This window comes from Nostoc sp. DSM 114161 (genome assembly GCF_052692665.1).
Genome location: NZ_CP195141.1, coordinates 5,415,554 through 5,438,639 on the forward strand (window position 1 = coordinate 5,415,554; position 23,086 = coordinate 5,438,639).

General features: G+C 38.8%; 15 protein-coding genes. 8 read left to right on the forward strand and 7 right to left on the reverse strand.

Annotation, left to right across the window (positions count from 1 at the left end):
- The first annotated feature begins 51 nt into the window (after window positions 1–51).
- The 4 genes from NSTC745_RS23015 to NSTC745_RS23030 all read left to right on the forward strand — a co-directional run bounded on the left by NSTC745_RS23015 (window position 52) and on the right by NSTC745_RS23030 (window position 6,704).
- Window positions 52–2,925, forward strand: coding sequence for a DUF3131 domain-containing protein (locus NSTC745_RS23015; protein ID WP_445633028.1), 2,874 nt, complete (start codon window positions 52–54; stop codon window positions 2,923–2,925).
- A 352-nt stretch (window positions 2,926–3,277) separates the two neighbouring features.
- Window positions 3,278–5,251, forward strand: coding sequence for a glycosyltransferase (locus NSTC745_RS23020; RefSeq protein ID WP_445633029.1), 1,974 nt, complete (start codon window positions 3,278–3,280; stop codon window positions 5,249–5,251).
- A 92-nt stretch (window positions 5,252–5,343) separates the two neighbouring features.
- Window positions 5,344–6,069, forward strand: a complete 726-nt coding sequence (locus NSTC745_RS23025) for a PIG-L deacetylase family protein (protein ID WP_445633030.1) — start codon at window positions 5,344–5,346, stop codon at window positions 6,067–6,069.
- Window positions 6,070–6,374: 305 nt separating this feature from the next.
- A complete protein-coding gene (locus tag NSTC745_RS23030) occupies window positions 6,375–6,704 on the forward strand; it encodes an STAS domain-containing protein (protein ID WP_445633031.1) in 330 nt (109 codons plus the stop codon).
- A 133-nt stretch (window positions 6,705–6,837) separates the two neighbouring features.
- On the opposite strand, the gene NSTC745_RS23035 is transcribed toward NSTC745_RS23030, so the two are convergent.
- On the reverse strand, window positions 6,838–8,028 hold the full coding sequence (locus tag NSTC745_RS23035; RefSeq protein WP_445633032.1) for a PP2C family protein-serine/threonine phosphatase: 1,191 nt from the start codon (window positions 8,026–8,028) through the stop codon (window positions 6,838–6,840).
- A 149-nt stretch (window positions 8,029–8,177) separates the two neighbouring features.
- Here NSTC745_RS23035 and NSTC745_RS23040 point away from each other — a divergent pair, with 149 nt between their 5' ends.
- Together NSTC745_RS23040 and NSTC745_RS23045 are read left to right on the forward strand one after the other, a co-directional pair.
- The gene (locus tag NSTC745_RS23040; protein ID WP_445633033.1) at window positions 8,178–8,594 is read left to right on the forward strand and encodes an ATP-binding protein; all 417 of its coding nucleotides are present in this window, start codon (window positions 8,178–8,180) and stop codon (window positions 8,592–8,594) included.
- Window positions 8,595–8,632: 38 nt separating this feature from the next.
- A complete protein-coding gene (locus NSTC745_RS23045; protein WP_445633034.1) occupies window positions 8,633–9,493 on the forward strand; it encodes an Rpn family recombination-promoting nuclease/putative transposase in 861 nt (286 codons plus the stop codon).
- Window positions 9,494–9,502: 9 nt separating this feature from the next.
- Here the strand turns inward: NSTC745_RS23045 and NSTC745_RS23050 are convergent, their stop codons facing one another.
- The 6 genes from NSTC745_RS23050 to NSTC745_RS23075 form a co-directional block, all read right to left on the reverse strand.
- Window positions 9,503–11,965: an ATP-binding protein gene (locus NSTC745_RS23050; protein ID WP_445633035.1), complete on the reverse strand. Its 2,463-nt coding sequence runs from the start codon at window positions 11,963–11,965 to the stop codon at window positions 9,503–9,505.
- A gap of 4 nt (window positions 11,966–11,969) precedes the next feature.
- The gene (locus tag NSTC745_RS23055) at window positions 11,970–12,494 is read right to left on the reverse strand and encodes a Rab family GTPase (RefSeq protein WP_445633036.1); all 525 of its coding nucleotides are present in this window, start codon (window positions 12,492–12,494) and stop codon (window positions 11,970–11,972) included.
- A 19-nt stretch (window positions 12,495–12,513) separates the two neighbouring features.
- Entirely contained in the window at window positions 12,514–14,715 is a 2,202-nt protein-coding gene (locus NSTC745_RS23060; RefSeq protein ID WP_445633037.1) for a BON domain-containing protein, read from the reverse strand.
- 173 nt (window positions 14,716–14,888) lie between these two features.
- On the reverse strand, window positions 14,889–15,545 hold the full coding sequence (locus tag NSTC745_RS23065) for a hypothetical protein (protein WP_445633038.1): 657 nt from the start codon (window positions 15,543–15,545) through the stop codon (window positions 14,889–14,891).
- A 147-nt stretch (window positions 15,546–15,692) separates the two neighbouring features.
- The gene (locus NSTC745_RS23070; RefSeq protein ID WP_445638668.1) at window positions 15,693–20,354 is read right to left on the reverse strand and encodes a response regulator; all 4,662 of its coding nucleotides are present in this window, start codon (window positions 20,352–20,354) and stop codon (window positions 15,693–15,695) included.
- A 236-nt stretch (window positions 20,355–20,590) separates the two neighbouring features.
- Window positions 20,591–21,838 (reverse strand): hypothetical protein, encoded by a 1,248-nt coding sequence (locus tag NSTC745_RS23075; RefSeq protein ID WP_445633039.1) that lies wholly within the window; start codon window positions 21,836–21,838, stop codon window positions 20,591–20,593.
- 663 nt (window positions 21,839–22,501) lie between these two features.
- Between NSTC745_RS23075 and rpmI the strand changes: the two genes are divergently transcribed.
- Together rpmI and rplT are read left to right on the forward strand one after the other, a co-directional pair.
- Window positions 22,502–22,699: a 50S ribosomal protein L35 gene (rpmI, locus tag NSTC745_RS23080; protein ID WP_190957215.1), complete on the forward strand. Its 198-nt coding sequence runs from the start codon at window positions 22,502–22,504 to the stop codon at window positions 22,697–22,699.
- A 19-nt stretch (window positions 22,700–22,718) separates the two neighbouring features.
- Complete coding sequence (rplT, locus tag NSTC745_RS23085; RefSeq protein ID WP_096541725.1) at window positions 22,719–23,075, forward strand: 50S ribosomal protein L20; 357 nt, start codon at window positions 22,719–22,721, stop codon at window positions 23,073–23,075.
- Window positions 23,076–23,086: the final 11 nt, after the last annotated feature.

The following is a 23,086-nucleotide window of genomic DNA, read 5'->3' on the forward strand; positions in this document are numbered from 1 at the left end:
TTGCCCAAAGAATAGCTTTCTAGTTCTTAATTCTTAACTTTTTATTTGCACATGATATACAAACCCCATCAACAAAAGCTGTTGAAATCGATCGCACTATTTTTAATTGCAATATTTCTGCAATTTTTGTTTTACATCCCGACACCAGTCTTATCGCAAAATTCCAATAGCTGTAGCAGTATTACAGTTCCTCTGACACCTGAAGAACAAACCTATGCTCGTGCTGCTTGGCAGTATTTTGTGAAAAATTATCAGCCAGCAACGGGATTTACCAATTCTACTGGGGGTTATCCTTCTGGTACGCTTTGGGATATGGGGAATTACCTGATGGCGTTGAATGCTGCACGCTGGTTGAATCTCACTGACCAAGCAGACTTTGATACTCGCCTGAATAAGTTTTTAACGACTCTTAGCAGCCTAAAGTTATTTGAGGATGCCTTACCCAATAAAGTCTATAACGCAGCCACGGGACAAATGGTTGATTATGGCAACAATCCCATTGAACGGGGTATTGGCTGGTCTGCTTTGGATGTCGGTAGAATTCTGGCTGCGTTTGACGTGATTCGCAGCTGTCATCCCCAATATAATGATTGGCTCAAGGGCATTGTAACAAAATGGCAGGTGGCACGATCGCTCAAAGACGAACAACTTTTTGGTGCTACTGTTCTTGGTGACAACAAAACGTTACTGGTGCAAGAAGGACGACTCGGCTACGAAGAATACGGCGCTAGAGGTTATCAACTTTGGGGTTTCTCTGCACCGAAAGCGATTGCTTTTGAGCCGTTTAAGTTAGTGGAAATTAATGGCGTGCAAATTCCCGTTGATACGCGTGATTTTCAAAGCACTAATGCCAATAATTACGTTGTGAGTGAGTCTTATATTCTTGATGGTATTGAATTTGGCTTGCAAGGTCAGTTAGCTGATTTTGCTGCTAGAGTCTTAGATGTGCAAAAACGACGTTACGATACTACAGGTCAGTTGACTGCGGTTACAGAAGACAATATTGACCAAGCACCTTATTTTCTCTACAACACTGTCTACGCCAACGGTACAAACTGGGCAACAATTACTGACGCTAATCAGCCTTATCCACAATTCCGCAGTATCAGTACCAAAGCTGCTTTTGGTTGGCGCTATCTGTTTCCAGATAATCCCTATGCCCAAAAAGTTTTTGATGCTGTCAAGGATCTCCGCAGTCCTGATGATAGTGGTTATTATGCTGGGATCTATGAAGAATCAAAGCAACCAAATAAAGCTTTGACAGGTAATACTAATGGTCTAATTTTGGAGATTTTATACTACAAAGCTAGGGGAAATCGCCCTTTAATTGCCTCTGCCTCTGGTTCTGCAAGTGTTTCCACTACTAAACCAACTGAAAATGCGACACCCTCAAATCAAACGAATTCTACTGTCACAACTCCTACCGCAAATCAAGCCAATTCTACTGTTACGATTCCTACGCCAAATCAATCAAATTCTACTCTCACAACTCCTACCTCAAGCCCTGCGGATACTTCTAAAATCACAGATGTGGCTGTTGCACCGATTCCACCAGTGGAAAGTCCGCAAGCATCATCCAATCTCAAACTAAAAAGACCGCTAACGCTTATTGAAAAACGCTATGCAGAGGCAGCTTGGCGATATTTTCAAGCAAATTATCATGCTAAGAATGGGCTAATTGACGATCGCAGTGATTTCAAAGGTGCTACTCTCTGGGGGTTAGGCGATTATCTGGCTGCCCTCCATGCGGCGCGATCGCTCGATATAATTGACCCCAAAGAATTTGACGGACGTACCCGACATTTATTGGCAGCCTTGACAAAGTTACCTTTATTTGCTGGCGAGTTACCGAGTCGGGGCTACGATACTAGAACGCTGCAATCGGTAGATTATGGTGGAAATCCCATTGCAGAAGGAAATGGTTGGTCGGCTTTAGATTTAGGCAGGATGCTGGCAGCACTTTATAATTTGAAAACCTGTCATCCAGAATACACGGCTGCGGTAGATAAAATTGTGCTGGATTGGTCATACTTGCGTGTGGTACGAGAAGGTATTCTTTCGAGTGCGAGTGTTAGCAAAGAGGAAGATGGGCGATATCTTACTCGCGTCAACCCTGAAACCCGCTTAGGCTATGAAGAATATGCCGCTCGTGCTTTTCAATTATGGGGGTTTAATGTTGAGGGTTCTGCTGTTGGTGGTGAATATCAAACAGCCTCAGTAGAGGGAGTGAAAGTACCAATCCAACGCCGCCGCACAGATACTAACTCGAAAAACCAATACACAGTTAGCAATCCTTTCTTACTCTATGCTTTGGAATTTGGCCTAGATCCACAAATGCGATCGCTTTTTGAGCCGATTTTCCAAGCGCAAGCCGAACGTTATCGTCGTACCGGCGCTCTGACAGCCTCAGCTACTACCCTAATCGATCGCAAGCCTTACACTGTCCACAGTACAATTACTGGGCAAGGCGATGCTTGGGTAGCTTTAGGAGATGACAGCCAACCCGTACCCAAGGGACGATTGGTAAGTACAGCAGTAGCTTTTGCTTATCATGCGTTGCTTCCAGAAAACAAGTATAGTCAAGAATTACTACAAGCAACGACTGATTTATACAATCCATCGGCTGGATTTTATGAAGGCTTCTATGAAGCCACGGGTAAAACGGCAATTGGTTTCACTAGCAGCACCAACAGTATGATTTTGCAATCCTTGTTGTACAAAGTGATGAATGGACAACCTCTAATTCGTCCGACTACCACCATGAAGTCTCCTTGGTGGGTCGCAGTAACTAAGGGTAATTCTGGGCGAGGTTTACCCAACACCGCAATCCAACGAACCAAGTTAATTTCTGATGGTTCTGGAAGTTACTGGGCTTCAACAACCAAAGATACTTCATTAGTAACTCGTACAAAAGTCACAGAATAAATTGCATATTCTTCCGTAGCGGTAATTCATCAATTACCGCTACTTTCGTTATCTTTTGCGTAAGCCGTGATTGTTAATAACTAGTTGTATTTGGGAATACTTGTACATGAGTGAATGTAGTCATATCACGTCCGCCTAATCACTAGACCTCTTGCATAAATAATTTTTTGTCGGGCTACGCCCCACTTTTCTACGAGACGCTACGCGTAGCTTGCTTCTCCGTAAAAGTACGCTAACACCCAAAGAAGAGGAATTTTGCAATAAGTCTACTTATCAAAAAACTCTTTTTCCGACACATGGATAGCTAAAAGCGATTATTTCTAACTATTTCACAATCCAAAATATTACTAAGATGACATCAGTTTCTATTATTGATAACTCCGCAAACTTTTCTGGTAACAGCCGTTCGTTACTCAAAAAAAGAACGCTGTTATTTCGCTATTTGGCAGAAATCAATTTAATTTTTGGTATCTGGTATTTGCAATGGCGCATCACTCATTCAATTAATTTCGATGCGCTTTGGATTTCTATCCCGTTGCTAGTAGCAGAAATTTATAGCTACTTCGGTGGGGTAATGTTTGTAATTGGGTTGTGGCGGCCTTTAGTTAGACAAATTAAATCTCTTGACCAGATGACCCCATCGATACCTAGATCTGACTGGCCAACAGTGGATGTGTTTATAACGTGCTACAACGAGCCGCCGGAAATTGTAGAAGAAACTGCTAAAGCTGCTTTAGCAATGGATTACCCGCCAACCAAGTTACGTGTTTATGTGCTAGATGATGGTAACTCAGCTGATATGCGAGCAATGACCGAAAGATTGTGTATTGAGGATTTACAGTCATCACAACTACAGCAGGAAGCAGAAAGAATTGATGCAGAACACTGTTGTTTATTGGAACGCTTGAAGCAACTGGAAAATCTCACACCCAACACCCAAGCCGCCGAAGAATGGTTGCAAGCATCAGAGGGAAACGAGTTCGCTAGCGAATTTGTGAAGAGTTTGCGACAGTTTATTCTTTGGTTACCTCCACAGCATCAAAGTATGGCAGAACGCCTGGTTACCGAACGCAAAGCCTTAGAAGAAGCTATTCGCAAAAAAGAACTAGAATTAGTTGAACTGGCTCGTTTTCGCTACATTGCTCGTCCTAAGCCAGCTGGTGTACCCCACCACGCTAAAGCAGGTAACCTCAATTACGCAATTTTTTCTGGCGAAACTTCTGGAGAGTTTATTCTCACCCTAGATGCTGACCATATCCCCAAACCACAATTTATTAAGCGAGTTCTGCCTTATTTCTACACTTATAATCTTTTCACGGGGAAATATGACCATAATCAAATTGCTTTTGTCCAGACCCGTCAGGATTTTTACAACATTCCTTCGGGCGATCCTTTTGGACATCGAGCAAATTTATTTTATGGGCCGCTCCAACAAGGTAAAGATGGCATGAATGCTGCTTTTTATACAGGCACAAATGCACTTTTGAGACGAGAAGCACTCATTAGTGTAGGGCTGCAATATTTCGCTGATGAATTTGCCAAAGATGAAAAACGTTTAAATGAATTTCAATTAATTGGTGGCGTATCCAGCAACAGTATTACAGAAGATATGAATACAGCAATGCGTCTACATGGTGCTGGATGGAAATCTATTTATCATCATGAATTGCTAGCAGAAGGTTTAGCACCAGATGACCTTAGTTCTACTCTTAAACAAAGGCTGCGCTGGGCACAAGGAACTATTCAAGTGCTGCTGAGAGAAAATCCATTAACAAAACCAGGGCTGAGTTTTTGGCAGAGGTTACATTATTTTAAAACCATGTATAGCTATTTTTCTGGTTTTGCAACTCTGGTTTTTATTTCTTGTCCAATTATCTATTTTTTCACGGATATTATTCCAGTTAAAACCTACGGGCCGGACTTTGCCATACACTTTTTCCCAGCTTTTATTATTAACCGCTTGACTTTCCTTGCTGCCACTTGGGGAATTCCGGCTGGAGAAGTTTGGCGTTCCGAACAATATGCGATCGCTCTATTTCCCTTATTAATCCAAGCGGTATGGAGTGTATTCACCGGACAAAAACTCAATTTCCAAGTAACGCCTAAACAACGACAATCTGGCATTTATATCCGGCTAGTTTGGCCGCAGATTGTTGTTTTTATCTTGACTGTTCTAGGAATACTATGGAGCCTTTATCGGTTCGCGATCGGGCATTTGAATTATCCTGAAGTTCACTTACTCAATGGTGCATGGGCTATTTATAACTTGTTACTTTTGTCAGCCATCATCCGCGCATCTGTTTGGCAACCTCCAAAAGAAGCGTAAGGAGACAAGGGAGACAAGGGAGACAAGGGAGACAAGGTAGCAATTTCTCCCTCTTGTCTCCTCGTCTTCCCATAGCCAATGACTAATGACTAATGACAAACTCTAAAATAGCTATGAACAATCATTTAGACTGTAACAACTTTGGGCAACGAACTGTGTTAACAATTTATGCTCATGCTGATGATGAAGTTTTACCTGCTGCCGGTACTCTGAGTCTGATGTCTAAAGCAGGGTGGAATGTTCGTTGCTTAATTTTGACTGATGGTAGTCTTTCTAGTTCATCTGTTAAGGGTACGCGTCATCAAGAAGCAGATGCAGCTGGGAAAATCATCGGCGCAAATTACGAATTTTATGCACTTGAAGAGTGTAATTTTTCAACACAAGCAGTGATTAAAGTTACTGAAGAAGCTATTGGGAATTGGCATCCGGATTTGATTATTACTCACGCACCACAACCTGAAAAATATGGACATAGAGATCATGAAGTGTGTGCGATCGCAGTTTCTAATGTTGCTACCCGCAAAAACATACCTTTGTGGTATTCAGCACCGCCTGTTTTTTTACGTGGTTTTGAACCGAATTTTTTTGTCGATATAACTTCTGTGATTGAGGAAAAAATTGCAGCTATTGGTTGTTATGAATCAGAAGCAAATAAAGCATTTATGCAACTAGATGCCATACTTATTTTGTCTCGATTTTGGGCGCGGGAATTAGGGCAAAAAGATGGATATTTTGAAGCTTTTGAAATTTCTCGGCAATGGGTTGACGCTAGCTTTTTTAGCGCGATCGCCAATATTAATAAACAAGTAATTAAATGAAGTTTTTTAAACTAATCTGTTTAAATATTGCAGTATAATTATTAGCTTGTTGGAGAAATAATTTTTTATAAAAAACATACCTCACGAACAGATTTCAATTTTTATATATTTTAAAAATATTTAATCTAAAAAACATGGAGATTTTAATCTTTCATAACACTTTTGCCTGTTGGCTACTTTCAGATATAAATAAAAAAATCTGACTGCTATATATAAACAAAAATATTTTTGTACCTATTGCAGTTTTGATTAAATCGATGCCAAAATAATAAGATATTTCAAACAAATTATTGGAGAATTAATCCATGAATAAAAGTGTAGCTGTACTAGAATTTTCTGGAATTTTAGATGGTATTAAAGGTAATGAATTGCGTCGTGAAGTTAGTAATCATGTAGATAATGGAACAAATGTTCTATTGTTAGATTTAAAAAATGTAAAGTTTATTGATAGTTCTGGTTTAGGCGCTTTAGTATCAGCAATGCAAATGGTACGAAAAACCGATGGACAACTTTTTGTCTGTTCGATAAACGATCAAGTCAAGATGTTATTTGAACTGACTAAGATGGATAGAATTTTTAAAGTTTTTGCCGATCGAGAGGAATTCAATCGCCAAGTAGTAGCAACGCAAAATTGAATATAGTAATATGCTTTCTTTTGCAATTTATTTGCTTCCATTAATGGCATAGTAAATGTAAAATCAACCTCTTCAAGTTGAGAGCAATTTTTTTACGTAATCCAAAGGGTTTATATATCCAGGTTTGAGGATATTAACCAAAGTTAACTTTTACTACAGATAAATCATCATCAAGATTATCTTGAGCATTGAAGCTGAGAATATTAGCTAATAATTGATTGAGGTTACAGATATCTGTTTGGCTACATTTAGTTAGTAAGTTAATGAAAGCATCAAGACCTAAAATTTTGCCATCTGGCTGATTAATTTCATAAGCTCCATCACTAAAAATATATAAAGTACTGTTTTCTTTGACTTCAAAAACAGCATTTTGAAATTCAACATCAGGTAAAAAGCCAATTGGTAAATCTAAAGAAGTTAGCTGCTGAATTTGGATATTCGCCGTAGAGGTACTAGACAAAAGTAAAGCGGGTGGATGTCCGGCGCTGGCATAAATGAGTTGGCGTTTGAGGCGGTGATAAACTCCATACCAAATTGTGAAGTATTTATCACCGTGTTTCCTCATTTGGAAAGCGTGATTGAGAGCTTTTAGGACTTCACTAGGTTGACAAAAGTTGGTGTTTGGTAGAGATTGCGATCGCAGCACATTCAGCACCGATACAGATAATAGTGCAGAACCTACTCCATGTCCCGATACATCCAACAAATAAATCGCCAAACGCTCGTCATCGAGCCAATTATGGCCAAAGCAATCACCGCCTAGCTGTGCTGAAGGAATAAACAAATTTTCTGTAGTTACTGTTCCTACGAGGGGTAAGGGTAGAAGCGATCGCACATAATCAGCTGCTTGAGCCAATTCTGTTTCTAAAATTTGCTTTTGGGTTCGTAAATCCTGATTGAGTTTTTCCAAAGCTTGCTTTTTACTTTGTAAATCCTGATTCAGCTGATGTAACCTTAATCCTGCTCTCACTCTTGCTTTCAATTCATTCATCTCTATTGGTTTAGAGATAAACTCATCTGCTCCAGCATCAAGTCCCTTTACTCTATCATCTTCCTCTCCTCTAGCTGCTCCCCTAGCAGTCAATAAAATAAAAAACGTAGTCGCCAATTCTGGAGCCGATTTGATTCGCCGACAGACTTCTAGTCCATCTACCTGGGACATCATCCAATCACAAATAATCAAAGCAGGATGCAGCAGTTGTGCTTGTGTAATTCCTTCTTCACCATTACTAGCTACGGTAACATCATAACCCTGCTTTTTGAGCGTGCTTTTGAGTACTGCTCGGACTGTAGGATCGTCATCAATAACTAAAATTTTAAACATAAATTATATTTTGATAATTGCGATGGAAAATAAATAGCTGATTTAATTTAAATTATATGAAATTTTATTTGTAATGTATAGTGAAAATACTCAAATTAAATAAACTAATTAGCGAATAAGATAATTTAAAAATATTTGATTGTCTAAGAATGAATAAAAAAATATATCTGAAAGTAAACACAGATCTGACGGCTTCCTCTGAAGTTTTATCTTGGTTTGAGCAAATGAACGAACCAAGCCTTCCCGATAAACAAATTTGGTGGCAATGTCAAACACTTTTGATGGAGGGGTTTACTAACATTGTGGAACATGCCCACAAAAATTTACCCATTGAAACTCCAATTGAGATGGAAGCTGTGCGTTTAAATGAGTATATAGAAATTCGCATTTGGTCTCAGGGCAAATGCTTTGATTTGGAGAAACAATTGCGGCAAACATCAGAATTTGAAGATAATGACCAAGAGCGGGGACGCGGTTTAAAAATCATGTCTGCTATTGCCGACAAGTTTAGTTATGAGCGGACAATAGATAATCGTTACTGCTTATTTATAAGTAAGTATTATTAATAATATGTTATTTATTGGTCATCCTACAATTTTGGACGATGCGGCGAGACTCTATATTTTACAAACTTTTTCAACAATCTCCCACTTTACTATTCGAGCTATTGAGAAATTATCCAATTAATGCAGATAGTTATCGATTTGATTCGGTGGCTGTTAAAGAACCCAAATTTGAAATAGATGGGGTATTTTTACCGCCAGAAAATGCAGGCGCAGGAGTAGTATATTTCTGCGAGGTGCAGTTTCAAAAGGATGAACAACTGTATGAAAGAGTATTTGCCGAATCATCCTTATATTTTTACCGCAACCGTGCAAGATTTAGTGATTGGCAAACAGTAATCATTTATCCATCGCGCAGTATTGAACAAAGTGATATTCATCCTCATCGTGGATTGCTTAACAGCACTCAAGTACATCGAGTGTATTTAGATGAATTGGGAGACATTCGCCAACTACCTATATGGGTAGCATTGATGGTATTAACCACAGTAGAGTCAGAACAAGCACCAGAAGAAGCCAGGTATTTGTTAAGTAGAACTCGTCAAGAAGTTCCATCTGGGTCAAGTGACGGCATAATAGATATGATAACGACGATAATGGTTTACAAATTTGAACAATTAAGTCGAGTGGAGGTAGAGTCTATGCTAGGGATAACACTCAAAGAAACCAGAGTTTATAGAGAAATCAAAGAAGAAGGACGCGAAGAAGGACGTGAAGAAGGACGCGAACAAGCAACAATTAATGTTATTATTCGACAGTTGACTAAGCGGTTTGGAGAACTCTCCCAAGAAATGCGTTCCTCAATTTTTGGTTTACCGTTGCCTGTTCTTGAAGATTTGAGCGAAGCATTGTTAGATTTTACTAGTGTGGATGATATACAGGCTTGGCTGTCTGCACGATAATTAAAGCTTCTATTTCGTCATTAAAAACTCTTCGATGCGTTTAACAAACTCTTCTAACTCTGAGATTAAATTATTAGTACCTCGACGTTCTTGGTTATGAGCTAGTTGTTCTAATTTTTCTGCTGCTTGATGCATAGTTGTAACTCCTATATTGCCACTAGCGCCTTTAATTTGATGGGCTTCGCGTGCAAGTTGCTGGAAGTCGAAAGCAGCGATCGCCATTTTTATTATCTCTATCCGAGCTTGAATATCTTCCACAAATATTTGCAGTAATTCTATTTCAAATTCTGGGTTATCTTCTGAGAGTTGATGCAAGCGTTCCCAATCAATTGGTAGGTCAATTAAACCCACATCTGTTGCTTTCGCTTTAAAAATTATATCTGCCCAACGTTCTAGCACGGCTGCCAAATCTTCCTTCAAAACTGGCTTGCTTAAATAGTCATCCATGCCTGCATCTATACACATTTGTTTATCTTCTTTCATGGCATTAGCTGTCATTGCAATTACCACAGGACGACGACCGCTTGCAAAGCGGCTTTCTTGCCAACGATGAATTTCTTTTGTAGTTTCTAAACCATCAAGAATTGGCATTTGGCAATCCATCAAAATTAAATCGTAAGGAATTTTTTCTAATACCTCCAACGCTTCTTGACCATTATTAGCAACATCGGCGCTGTAGCCTAAGCTTGCGAGTTGTTTCAAAGCAATTTTTTGATTAACTAGATTATCTTCAGTTAAAAGTATTCTTAATTGAAAAGAATCTGGAACAGAAAAATCTGTGTTGTTTTCGTAATTTTCCATTCCTGGCTCCTGAATTCTGAATTTAGAATTCTCAATGCGAGTTGCTGGACTTGGGGTTTCCCCAATACCTTTCGGGTTTGGCAGTTTCCCTACCGTTGCGGGAAGCCGCTTTGCGTCTACGATGGAAACCGCCAAGATGGAGGCTGCTTCACTGCACTGGCTCCTTTTAACTTGTGACTGTTCTAAAATTACAGAAGCCGTAATTGTAAAGTAAAATACACTGCCTACATTCAACTGACTTTCAACCCAAATTCTGCCACCCATTAATTCACACAGTTGCTTGCAGATGGCAAGGCCTAAACCGGTACCACCATACTCTCTAGTAATGGACGAGTTAACTTGACTGAAGGCTTTAAATAAACGTTCAACGCGATCGTGGGGAATTCCAATGCCTGTATCTTTAATACTAAACTCAATTTCGCAAATATTTCTAGCAGAATAATTATTATTACTTTGATTGCGGATGATAACTGAAATTTCTATGCTTCCAGCGTTGGTAAATTTAATAGCATTACTGAGTAAATTAATCAAAATTTGCCGCAGTCTGGTAATATCTCCGATAATGAGAGTAGGAAATTGATGATTATCTATAAATGTAAGCTGTAAACCTTTTTCTTGAGCTTTATGTGTCAGTAAATCAACAGCTTGGTTAATGCAATCTTGCAAAACAAAAGGTTGCTCCTCTAATTCTAAATTGCCTGATTGGATTTTAGAAAAATCAAGGAAATCGTTAATAATTGTCAGTAATGAATTTCCACTTGTGTAAATAATTTCAACAAACTTTTGTTGTTCAACAGTCAATCCACTATCTAACAACAGGCTTGCCATACCAGTTACCGATGCGATCGGAGTCCGAACTTCATGGCTAATCATTGCTAAGAATTGCTGTTTAGCAAGTTCTACCTGTTTTCGTTCGGTCAGATCTCGCAAAATGTAAACATAACCTTGAAAATGTTCAATTTCTGTTTGAATTCTTGAGTATGAAAAATCTACTGCAATGGTTTTACCACTTTTGGTATGACAAACGGTTTCTACCTCTTTGCCTAAATGATTTCTATCCTGATTTGGGAATATACTAAGATTTTCGATTTTATTCAAAACCTTGGTAATAGGTTGACCGATAAGTTCTGTTTCATCATATTCCAATAAAACTTGTGCCGCTGGATTCGATTTTTTTATATTTCCTGACAGCGTTGTTACCAATAACGCGTCTGGCATTGATATTATAATCTGGTCAATATATTGTTTAGAAGCCTTTAAGTTACGTAGCAAAAGATTTGCTTCATTTGCGCCTTGAAATAGAGATTGCTCAAGCAACATCCTTTCGGTGACATTTTGCACAAGAATGATTAGCGAATTGCTGAAATTCTCTTGTTGTATATTTTTAGTAATACAAATATCAATATATAAAGGAGAAGCGTTATCTGGCGATCGCTTAATTCCTTTTAATTCAAAACTATTTTGCTGTCCCTGGTGAATCGCATCAAAAATATCTTCAAGTCCCTCTAATTCTGGAAACACAATCCGAACATCACTACCTCGCTTTACTTCATCGGGAATATCGGTCAAATGATTTGCCGTCAGTGATATCTCAAGAATTTTACAGCTTTCATCAATTATTAAATATTCAATTCCATATATAGATAATATATTACGCGAAAATGAGTTCATTTGTTTAAATTAAATGAGTGGCTAAAGTTTGAAATATTTCATTAACATTATTGCCAGTTTTAGCAGAAGTTATATAAGTGTCTAATATATGAGCTTGATTACTGAATTGATAAATTTTACGGATGTTCTCTAAATATTCTGGCGCTATCATATCTGATTTGTTCAGTGCAACAACAATATAGCTTTGAGGATTAACAGCTAAAAAAGTCTGAATATGCTCCTGGAGATGATTCAGGGTTTCTGGTTGTGTTACATCACCAACAATTACAGCACCTTTAGAACCTTGGAAATAATTTTGAGCAACTGTCTTAAATTTGTTACTACCTTCAATATCCCAAATTAACAGTTGTAAATTTTGCTCATTTGCTAGGCTTTTATTATAAAAATTCACGAATTTACGAGAAATTTTTACTCCTACAGTTGAAAGATATTCATCACTGAATTTAGATTCAACAAATTGACGAATTAGGCTAGTTTTGCCAACACCAAAATCACCAAATAAGCAGATTTTTCTAGAAATTGTACACATAGTTGATAATCACAGTTAGTTAAAACTTAAATTTGTTTATCGGTTCTATAACGACACAGCGGCTCAACCATAAGGGGTGAGTGACATCAATTCCTGGCGGTAAATTCGTTCTGCCAATAATCTGTAGACGAGATGGTTCGATACCTAATTTAATCAATGCTTGTTGTACAGCTTTTGCTCGCAGAAATGCCAATTTTTGAGATGTGTTTTGACTACTAGGCTCATAACTATAACCAATGATTTTTAAATGCTGATTTGGGTGTTGATTGAGAAAAAGTTTGACTTGTTTAACTTTTTGTTCTAAATCAGCTTTCATTAGACTTGCTGAGTCGGGTTGAAAGTAAAATCGTACTTCAATCTGTAGAGGTTCTATTCGCACTGCGCTAGAAACAGATTTTACACCTGGAATTTGCTCGAATGCACGAGTAATAGTTCGAGCATCTTCAATACGGTTAACGGTACCTTCGACAGATACTTTACCAGCAATATATTGACTAGAAATAGTTATACCTTCTGTTTGATTTAAAACTTCTGTGACTCGTATAACTTCAGCAGCAGCTAATACAGGATCTGCTGGTACTTCAACTAACAAAATTTGATTATCAATCAACCAATTAGGAGAGGTTAGTTTGACGATTTGTTCAGCTTTCTGGCGAAGAAGTTGATTAGGTAATTGTCCAGTTAATTTTAATTTATTGTGTTCTACCTGCACTGTTAACCGATATACGGCTAATTCGGGAGTAGAAGCTAGAGCTAGCAAAGTTTGGTTTTCAATTGAACGTATCACTCCGCTACGGTATTGCCAAAAACCGAAAGTAATAAAAATACTGCTAATAATTGTTAAACTGAAGATTAGTAACGGTGAAAATCGCTTTTTTTGATTTTTATTCTGAATATTGAAATCTTGAAGTTTTTTTATTAATATATGAACTTCACTAGGAATAGTTTCTAAATCTCCATCAAATTTTTCAATTAAATCGCCATATTTTTTAACTATTTTGCTGAATGTCTGTCGCATTTTATTGAGAAAATTTTTGCTTGGTTCTCCTTGAATTACAAGAGCTAAATAACAGTAGCCTGCAACTTCTAAAATTATTTTTGATGTCCCGTATGCAATTGTATCTAATTCAGTTATACTTCCAGATTGATTGATGCAATCATTGGCAAAGCTGCGAATTGCAGTCAGCATACCTGCTACCATTTCAGCTTCAAGCTGTTGGGCATCAGAGCGCTGAATATTTGAGATGATTAAACCAGATGCTTTATGAATTAAGAAAATAGCTTGAATTTCAAATGGCAAAGCTTCTTTAAGAATTAATTCTGCTTCAGAAACTCCCTGTAATTTGGCACGAATTTTACGTTTAATTCCTTCAACACTGAGGGTTTCTTCGACTTGTCGGTTAATGGCACGGATTGTCTCTGCCATATATTTGGCTATGGTACTGCCAATAATTGGGTAGAGTGCATCTACAACAATATTTTGTTCAATTTCAATTTGCTTTTTAATAGCTCGTCCCATTGCTGGAGCGATCGCATCTGAAACTTCCTGCGGTGCAACAATCACCTGCTGCGAAATTGCTAAAGGAACAGCAGGCGCGATCGCCTCACTGATACTAGTTCTATCCTGTTCGGTACGGCTACGAATAGTGCGATCGATAATAGGAGCAATTATCTCTATAATTTCTTCTTTTGAATCTGCAATTTTCAGTTTTAAAAGCTCAGAAATCGATGGCAATAGTAATTTTATTAACTTTTGTGGTTCGTAGATTTGATGTTCTAAATTAATAATTTTTTCTTCTAATATTTTGAGAATTATTTTTAATTCTTCTAATTCATCTCCAATCAATATTTGCTGCAATTTTTGGAATGCATCTTCGGAATTATTTGTAATTTCCTCAAAATCGATATATGTTTCAAGAGATTTTTCTAACTCCTCTTCAATAATTTGCGGTGAAATAGCTACATTGGTAAGAGAATTAAAATTAGACTCTAAATAAGCTTCACATACTTCCAATGGAACTGGAGTAAGTTGTAAAAATTCACCTTCTTCTATACAAAATTCATGAGTATTATTAGTTTCTAATGGTGACAAAGAAAAAGATCGCTCAGGTGATTCGATAATTTTGAGTTCGACGAGTAAATGCACTAAATTGTCAAGCTGTACAGCTTCTTCTTCTTTTAATTCAACAGATTGAGAAATCGAATTTTCCACCTGAGTCATATCAGTAAATCTCATCTTTAAAAGTGCAAAGTGGGTCATTGGGTATGGGGCAAACAGGGCATGGGAAAAGGGTAAGGGGAAAAGGGGAAAGATAAAATTTATTCCTTTTCCCTTTTCCCTTTAACCTTTTCCCCTACTTCCCCATCACCCATCCCCCTCATTTCCTACTGTGATTAAGAATGTAATTCTGCCGTACCGTTGGACTGAGTTAACACTTTTGACAACTTTGTAGTCTCTAAAAGCGGTACAGCAGTATAATCGTTGCTACGTTCATCCGCTGCTTCTCGCAACTGGGGAATGAATTCAGTTTCTTTCAGACGCATTCCTAAGGCAAACAAAGTTTCAGCCATATCGTCTTTAGAAACCTTGGTGTTTGTCAACTGTGAAAAACGGCGATCTATTTCTTCTAAAATTAGATCCCGTAATGCGGTAACATCATCTTGTAATTGGACTTTAGTTTGAAAGATTTCATCCCGAATAGAGGTAGTTTGGCTATCTAAGGCATCATCAAGAGACTGAACGCTGCTAGAGAATTTTTTATTGAATCGATCTACTTGTTGGCGTAAATCAAAAGTTTCTTCTTGAGTTGTAATGTTGACTGACTTCAGCTTTTTTTCCACCGTCTCAAACCCTGCTTTGAGTTCGGCTGAAAAATTGGACTTGAGTTGCTCAATATGCGATCGCGTTTGTTGTTGCAACAAAGAAATATCGGACTCTAGCTTACTAAATCTATTTTCATAGTCTCTTAGCTGTGTACCAAAAATAATATCGCGGATCTGATCGATATTACCTAGCCGTTCTCTTACATCATCTCTACTCATCTGATTCATTAGCAAAACCTCAGAACTTATTTTGAGGACATTAAATTTATTATTCCCATTAGTCATTAGTTATTAGTCATTAGCCTTTTGCTAATGTTCCATACTTCGGTTTCTCTACCAGACCCTAGGCGAAGGCTTAGTACAAGTGCCCAATGATTATTGATTATTGGCTAAAAACTCTTGGATGCGTTTAACAAACTCTTCTAACTCTGAGATTAAGTTATTAGTACCTCGACGTTCTTGGTTATGAGCTAGTTGTTCTAATTTTTCTGCTGCGTGATGCATAGTTGTAATTCCCATATTGGCACTAGCGCCTTTAATTTGATGGGCTTCGCGTGCAAGTTGGTCGAAGTCGAAAGCAGCGATCGCAATTTTTACGATCTCTATCCGAGCTTGAATATCTTCCACAAATATTTGCAGTAATTCTATTTCAAATTCTGGATTATTTTCTGAAAGTTGATGCAAGCGTTCCCAATCAATTGGTAGCTCTACTAAACCAACATTTGTTGTCGCTATCTTCTCTTCGCAGTCAAAAGTTTGTCTTGGCAATATTAGCATTGACCAACGGTCTAAAGCTGCGGCTAATTTTTCCTTTATTACTGGCTTGCTCAAATAGTCATCCATACCTGCATCTATACACATTTGTTGGTCTTCTTTCATGGCATTAGCTGTCATCGCAATCACCACAGGACGATGACCACTTGCAAAGTTATTTTCTTGCCAACGATGAATTTCTTTTGTAGTTTCTAAACCATCAAGAACTGGCATTTGGCAGTCCATCAAAATTAAATCGTAGGGAATTTTTTCTAATAGCTGTAAAACTTCTTGACCATTACCGGCAACATCAGCACTGTAGCCAAGACTTTGTAGTTGTTTTAAAGCTACTTTCTGATTTACTAAATTATCCTCTGCGAGGAGAATTCTTAATTTAGGAAAGTTAGAAGTTGGGAGAGGAGATTCAACTACACGAGGCCAAGGGGACACGGGGAATGTACTAAAAAAATTCTCTGCATCTGGCATTTTTCGCGTCCCGGTGTCTTCTTCTTTTGTTTCTAAAATAGTGACGATCGCATCAAAAAGTCGAGACGGCTTAACAGGTTTAACTAAATAAGCGGCAAATCCGATTTTTAGCGCTCGTTGGATTTCATCGCGTTGATTAGTAGAGGTAAGCATAACCAAAGGTAAATGTGCGATCGCTGGATCTGCTTTAATTTGCTCTCCCAAAGTCATGCCATCTATTTCTGGCATCTGCATATCAATCACAACAATGTCATACAAACTTTTGTGCTTGGCAGCTTCTTGAATAGCTTTGAGGGCAATAGTAGCGGAAGCAGCTCGATCTACTACCATCCCCCAGCGAGTGGCTTGATACTGGATGATTTTACGATTTGTAGGGTTATCATCAACTACTAATAAGCGCCGATTAATTAGAACACTGGGATCGTGTTTTGAAGAAATAGGATGAAGTTGCTTGGGGAAAGTTATTTCAAACCAAAACTTAGAACCTTTGCCTACCGAACTTTCTACGCCAATTTCTCCTCCCATCAAGGTCACTAGTTGTTTGCAGATGGCTAATCCCAAACCCGTACCGCCATACTTGCGGGTGGTGGAAGCGTCTACTTGGGTAAATGGGGTAAACAGTTTGCATTGGTCTTCAGAATTAATGCCAAGACCGGTATCTGTAATGCCAAAATTAATAGTAGCTGTATTGAAAGTTTGCGATCGCACTTCTACTCTTACTATCACCTCTCCACTGCTGGTGAATTTGATGGCGTTGCTAATTAAATTCATCAGAATTTGCCGCAAACGACCAGCATCACCTTGCAGATAGATGGGGACGTTGGGATAAATTAAGGCTGCAATTTCTAATCCTTTTTTATGGGCTGTGGGTGCCAATAATTCCAACACCTCTTCCACACAGGTAGATAAGTCAAAATCTAAAGTTTCCAATACCATTTCCCCAGCCTCAAGTTTGGACAAATCCAAAATTTCGTTAATTAGGCTTAACAACGCATCTCCACTAATACGAATTGTTTCGATAAAATCCCGTTGCTCTGCATTGAGGGGAGTTTCTAACATTAAACCAGTCATCCCCAATACAGCGTTCATGGGGGTACGGATTTCGTGGCTCATGTTGGCTAAAAAAGCGCTTTTGGTTTTAGAAGCTAATTCAGCTTCGTGACGCGCAACTTCGAGTTCTCGTCGCTGCTGAGTTTCTGCATCTAACATATGAGCTTGGGCTAAGGCGATACCTACTTGATCGGCTATTTGGCGCAAAAGATGAGTTTCAAAACTAGACCATTGACGAGAACTACCGCACTGATGAACAATCAGCAAACCGCAGAGTTCTTCTTTGGCAAGAATGGGCACAACTAAATGAGATTTGACTCCAAATTGTTGGAGTAATTCTATGTGATTTTTTTGGACTTCACCCAGATCTAAATCTAGAAGCCCCAAATTTTGTTTTTGACGATACTGTTGTAGATAATACTGTTGTAAATATTCTCCTCGAAAGTAACTTTCTGTGAGCTTTTTCTCTTTGATTGTCAACCAGCCAGAAACTACTGCTTCGACGATGGTACTTCTAGATCCATCCGGCAAAGGCTGATAAATTAAGACTCGATCGCTATGGAGAATTTTTTGTACTTCCGTAACAGCAATTTGGAGAATTTCTTTAATTTGCAAAGACTGGCGAATCTTTAAGGTAATTTCAGTAAATAATTGCGATCGCAAGTTTTGGCGTTGCAGTTCTTCTTCTGCCTGTTTGCGCTCAATAAACTGCCCGACTTGCTCGCCAATGGAATTCATGACTTTTGTCAAATCTGAGTCGGGTTGCTGGATTTCATGGCTAAAGCAAGTAATCACACCAAGGATTTTTTTACTATCACGAATCGGAAAACCGAAAGCTCCGTGCAATTCGGCTTTGGCAGCGATTTTCAAGCGCACAAAATCGCGATCTTTAGCGACATCAGTAATCCAAACAGGTTGACCGCTAGCCCAAACACGACCAGGCAGCCCCATTCCTGGCGCAAACGTAGTCTGCCGACTTACTAGTTCAAATTCCTGCATTTCTAATGATGTTTTATACCAGTTATCGAACAAAGCTAGTATATTCACTTGCCGATCTACCATCCAAATTTCACTCAAAGTCCATCCCAAACTTTCGCAGATACCTTGTAATATTTGCTGCATGGCTTCCTTGATGGTAGTAGACTCTGCTAAGACACGGGTTGTAGCATATTGGGTTTTGAGATGCTGTTCTGCTCGTTTGCGGTCGGTAATATCAATACCCGTGGCAACAATGTATTCAACGCGGCCTTCATAGTCTTGCAAAATAGTGTTAGTCCATGTAATTAACCGCCGACTACCACCTTTGATAATCCAATAACTTTCGTATTGTTTTGAGCCTTCACTAGTCCGCAGTTGTTCAAAAACTGCTTTCACCGGCTCTACTTGTTCTGGAAGTAGAAATAGGTTCCAGAAATGCCTACCTCTGACTTCATCAAATGAGTAACCAGTTGTTTGCTCGCAAGCTTGATTGAAGCGAACAATTTGCCCTTGTGGGTCGAGAACTATTACTAAAGCAGTAGCTGTATCAAGAACTGCTGAAATAAAATTGCGTTCTTTGTTCAGCGTCTCTTCTGTGAATTTACGTTCCCTACCCTCACGATAAATAAAGTAGTAAACTATAGCCAGAATCAGGAAACTTAAGCAAATAGCGATCGCCTGCATCAAAATCGTATTGCTAACACTGGTTTTAGTTAGTTTTAAATCCTGCTGAAGCTGTTGTTGTTCCTCGTTTTCCATTTGAAGAATGATATTGCGAATATCATTCATGAGGTAATTTCCTTCGTCTGTTTTGATAACCTCTAATGCAGCATCTAATCCTTGACGCTGGCGCAAGTCGATAGTTTTTTTGAGTTCATTCACTTTTGCTACTATCAGCGGTTCAAGAATGTCGAGTTGTCTGACTTGTTGAGGATCGCTGGCTGTTAATTTTCTTAATTGCTGAATTTCTGGAGTAACTTTGACAACTGCTGTTTGATATGGTTCTAAATACGCATCGTTGCGAGTAAGTATATATCCGCGTTGTCCCGTTTCAGCATCTTTAATATGAGAAAGAAGTTCTTGCAAACTATTAATTGTCACTTGAGTGTTGAGCAAACTTTTACTCGTATTAATCAACACTTCAGAACTTTGATATGAGAGCGTAGCAATCAGGACTAAAATAGCCAACGCCAACCCAAATCCTTGGGCAATTCTTGTTAAAAATTGTTTGCGTACCTTCTGTGCTTGTTTGCGTTTATCACTCGCCAAAACCAAACTTGCTAAGGTGCGCCGCATTTCTAGTTGCTTGATTACTTGGCGGCCTAGCATTCGTAATGCTTCAATTTGTTCTGGAGAGAGGTTTCTGGGTACGCGGTCAATTACACAAAGCGTTCCTAATGCATATCCTTCGGCATTTGTCAATGGCACACCAGCATAAAACTGCACGTGAGGATCGGAGGTAACTAGGGGGTTTGTGGCGAACCTTTCGTCATTTGTGGCATCAGGAACAACAAAAACCTCAGGTTGGAGAATTGCATGGGCGCAGAAAGCCAGATCTCTGGGAGTTTGTATGGCATCCAAGCCAACTTTTGACTTGAACCACTGGCGATCGCGATCGACTAAACTGATTAAAGCAATAGGAGTTCCACAAATATATGAAGCTAGACGAGTTAGGTCGTCAAAAGCAGCTTCCGAAGGAGTATCGAGGATTCTATATTGTAAAAGAGATTCAATTCGGTGTCTTTCGTTCTCAGGTAATGGTGCTTTCATCATTCAGGAGTCAGAATTCAGAATTCAGAATTCAGTAGTTAGAAGTTGGGAGTTAGGAGTTAAGAGTTAGGAGTTAGGAGTTTGGAGCTAGGAGTTAAAAAACTTTGATAGTCAAATTTTATAATTTGAAGAAGATGAAAAAATCAAAAATCTATAGCACACGTAATTTTATATTTATTCTGAATTCTGACTTCTGAATTCTGAGTTCTGAATTCTGACTTCTGAATTCTGACTTCTCAAAATTTGACACGCAATTGTCCTGTAAAAGAGTTTCCTCCGTAAGCGCTTTCTCCTGTATCTTGATTGCGGACATTACTGAAGCTATAGCCCAAGTCTGCTTCAATATTCGGTGATAGCTTTACTGTACAGCGTGTTTGATAGGTATTGGCATTATCGAATTCACCTTTAAGTCGCTGTCGTCCCAAGTTGGCAGCTAGGCGACAGCGTAAGAATTTAGCAATATCTCCTTCCCAAGCTAATTCAGCGTTGTAAACTAGGAAATCTGGTGGTGAAAAATAGCCACTCGTGCCTTCTAAATCGCGATCGTAACTCCAAGTAAATAAGTTAGCTGCTAAAGAAAATTGCCCTAATTTCCGCTCTAACCTACTAAAAGTTTGTACTTCAGAATTACCATCGTTGTAGTTACCCAAACGTAAAGAAGAAAACAAACTGGTGTTTCGATCTATTTGCCAGAATAAATCCGGCCCAAATCGCCAACTACTAATTTCGTTTTCTAAAGTTCGGGCATTGGATTTATAAGGTCCTTGTTCTAAATTACCTGATAATACTAATAGCGATCGCAGTTGCCCTGATGGCGAAACTCGCGCTGGCAAAATCGGAACTTCCACCTTAGCATTGAGATTTATAGCTGCCGGTAAACGGTCGAACACATCAACTCCGGCTGCTGTTTGTAGCGTGACTTGTCCAATTTTCCCCTGCCATCCAACTTGCAATGGAAAATTGCTAACTGATTCAACACCGCGTTGCTCGAAGAAATTAAAACCTGTCTTAAAAAAAATTTTATTGCCATTTCTCAATCGAAACTGAAGCGTTGGCTCAATGAATAAATTTGTTTGCCCAAAGTTGTCTGTGTTGTAACGATAGTTCGTATCAATACTTTCTAAAACTGCATTTGGCGTTGCTGGTTCGGTGGAAGTTGTTGGAGGGCTTGAATTCTCTGGGGGTTTCGGCTTTGGTGGGGGTGGCGGTAGTCGCAAATCGGGATTGAAGTTTTCAGGTGCCGCAATCAAAAATCGATACGGCAAAGGTTTTGAAAGTTCTAAGTAATACTGATTTGTATTTAATGGGGAAGATAAGAGAGAGTTGGTATTTTCATGTAGTTGGGCTGCTTGTAACTTAACTTCACATAATGCCCAAATACCTACGCTCAATATGACTCCCAATTGAATCTGTAAGTAACCCAAAATATACTTAGTAAAAGTATATTGATAAATAAAGAAATAACGTCTAAAACTATCTGCCATCAGCCGATACTGTAGGTGTATATCAATGAAAAACTAGCTGCCAAAAAATTTTCTGGCTGCTAGTTTGTGTATTCTGCTTGGATTATGATGCCCACAATATATGCTGATTACAGCGATTTTCCCATGAGAGGTTTACGGAACTTTTTCAAAAATCAAACTCAGGTAAGGAATATTATTTTAGGACTTATACATTGCCAGAAAATACCAAATATGGATGTTTGAAAAACCACATTCTTTCGTAGGGCACAGCAGTGCCCCTACACCCAGGGTTTATTTACCATCAAAGAATGATTAATAAAAGCCTGAAACTACCTATGCATATAAATGCACACCATGATTAATTTGTACAGTGCGTAAGTCCTAAATTTATCGGGGACTGGGGGATCTGAGTACGTAAGTTCTAGTTTGAAGAAAGTAGGTACAGACGGGATTAATCGCGTCTGTACGTATTAGTAGTATAAAAAATGTTTTAAGTTTAAAGCTGGGGAAAATACTGATTTTGCTGAGATTATGCCCTAGACGAATGCTTTAAAAGAGACTCACAAATAAGAACTTTAATCTGCTGTCAACAGCTGGAGTGGTTGTTTAAATCCTCAAAATAATTTATATTCAAGCTATTTTATTAGTATATAATGAGGGATTGTGTCGAATTAAAGCTAGACAATGCCTAAACTCAAGACTCGTAAAGCAGCAGCAAAGCGATTCCGTGCCACCGGCAGCGGCAAAATCGTCCGTCGCAAAGCTTTCAAAAACCACCTTTTAGAACACAAAACTTCCAACAAAAAGCGTAACCTGTCCAAGACAACACTTGTACACGAACGCGATGAAGATAACGTGCGCTTGATGCTCCCATATTTGTAAGTCCTTCAGGAATTAAGTTATGACACGGGTAAAACGCGGTAACGTAGCTCGCAAACGCCGCAATAAAATTCTCAAACTAGCTAAAGGTTTTCGCGGTTCCCACTCGACTTTGTTTAGAACTGCCAACCAACAAGTAATGAAGGCGCTACGGAGTGCCTACCGCGATCGCAAAAAGAAAAAGCGCGATTTTCGTCGCCTCTGGATTACGCGCATCAACGCTGCTGCAAGGCTACACGGCTTGAGCTACAGCCAGTTGATCGGAAATTTGAAAAAAGCTGATGTCCAACTAAATCGCAAGATGTTGGCGCAACTCGCAGTACTCGATCCTGCAAGCTTCGGCAAAGTTGCTGAATTAGCCAATCAAGCTAAAAGATAAGGTGGTAACGG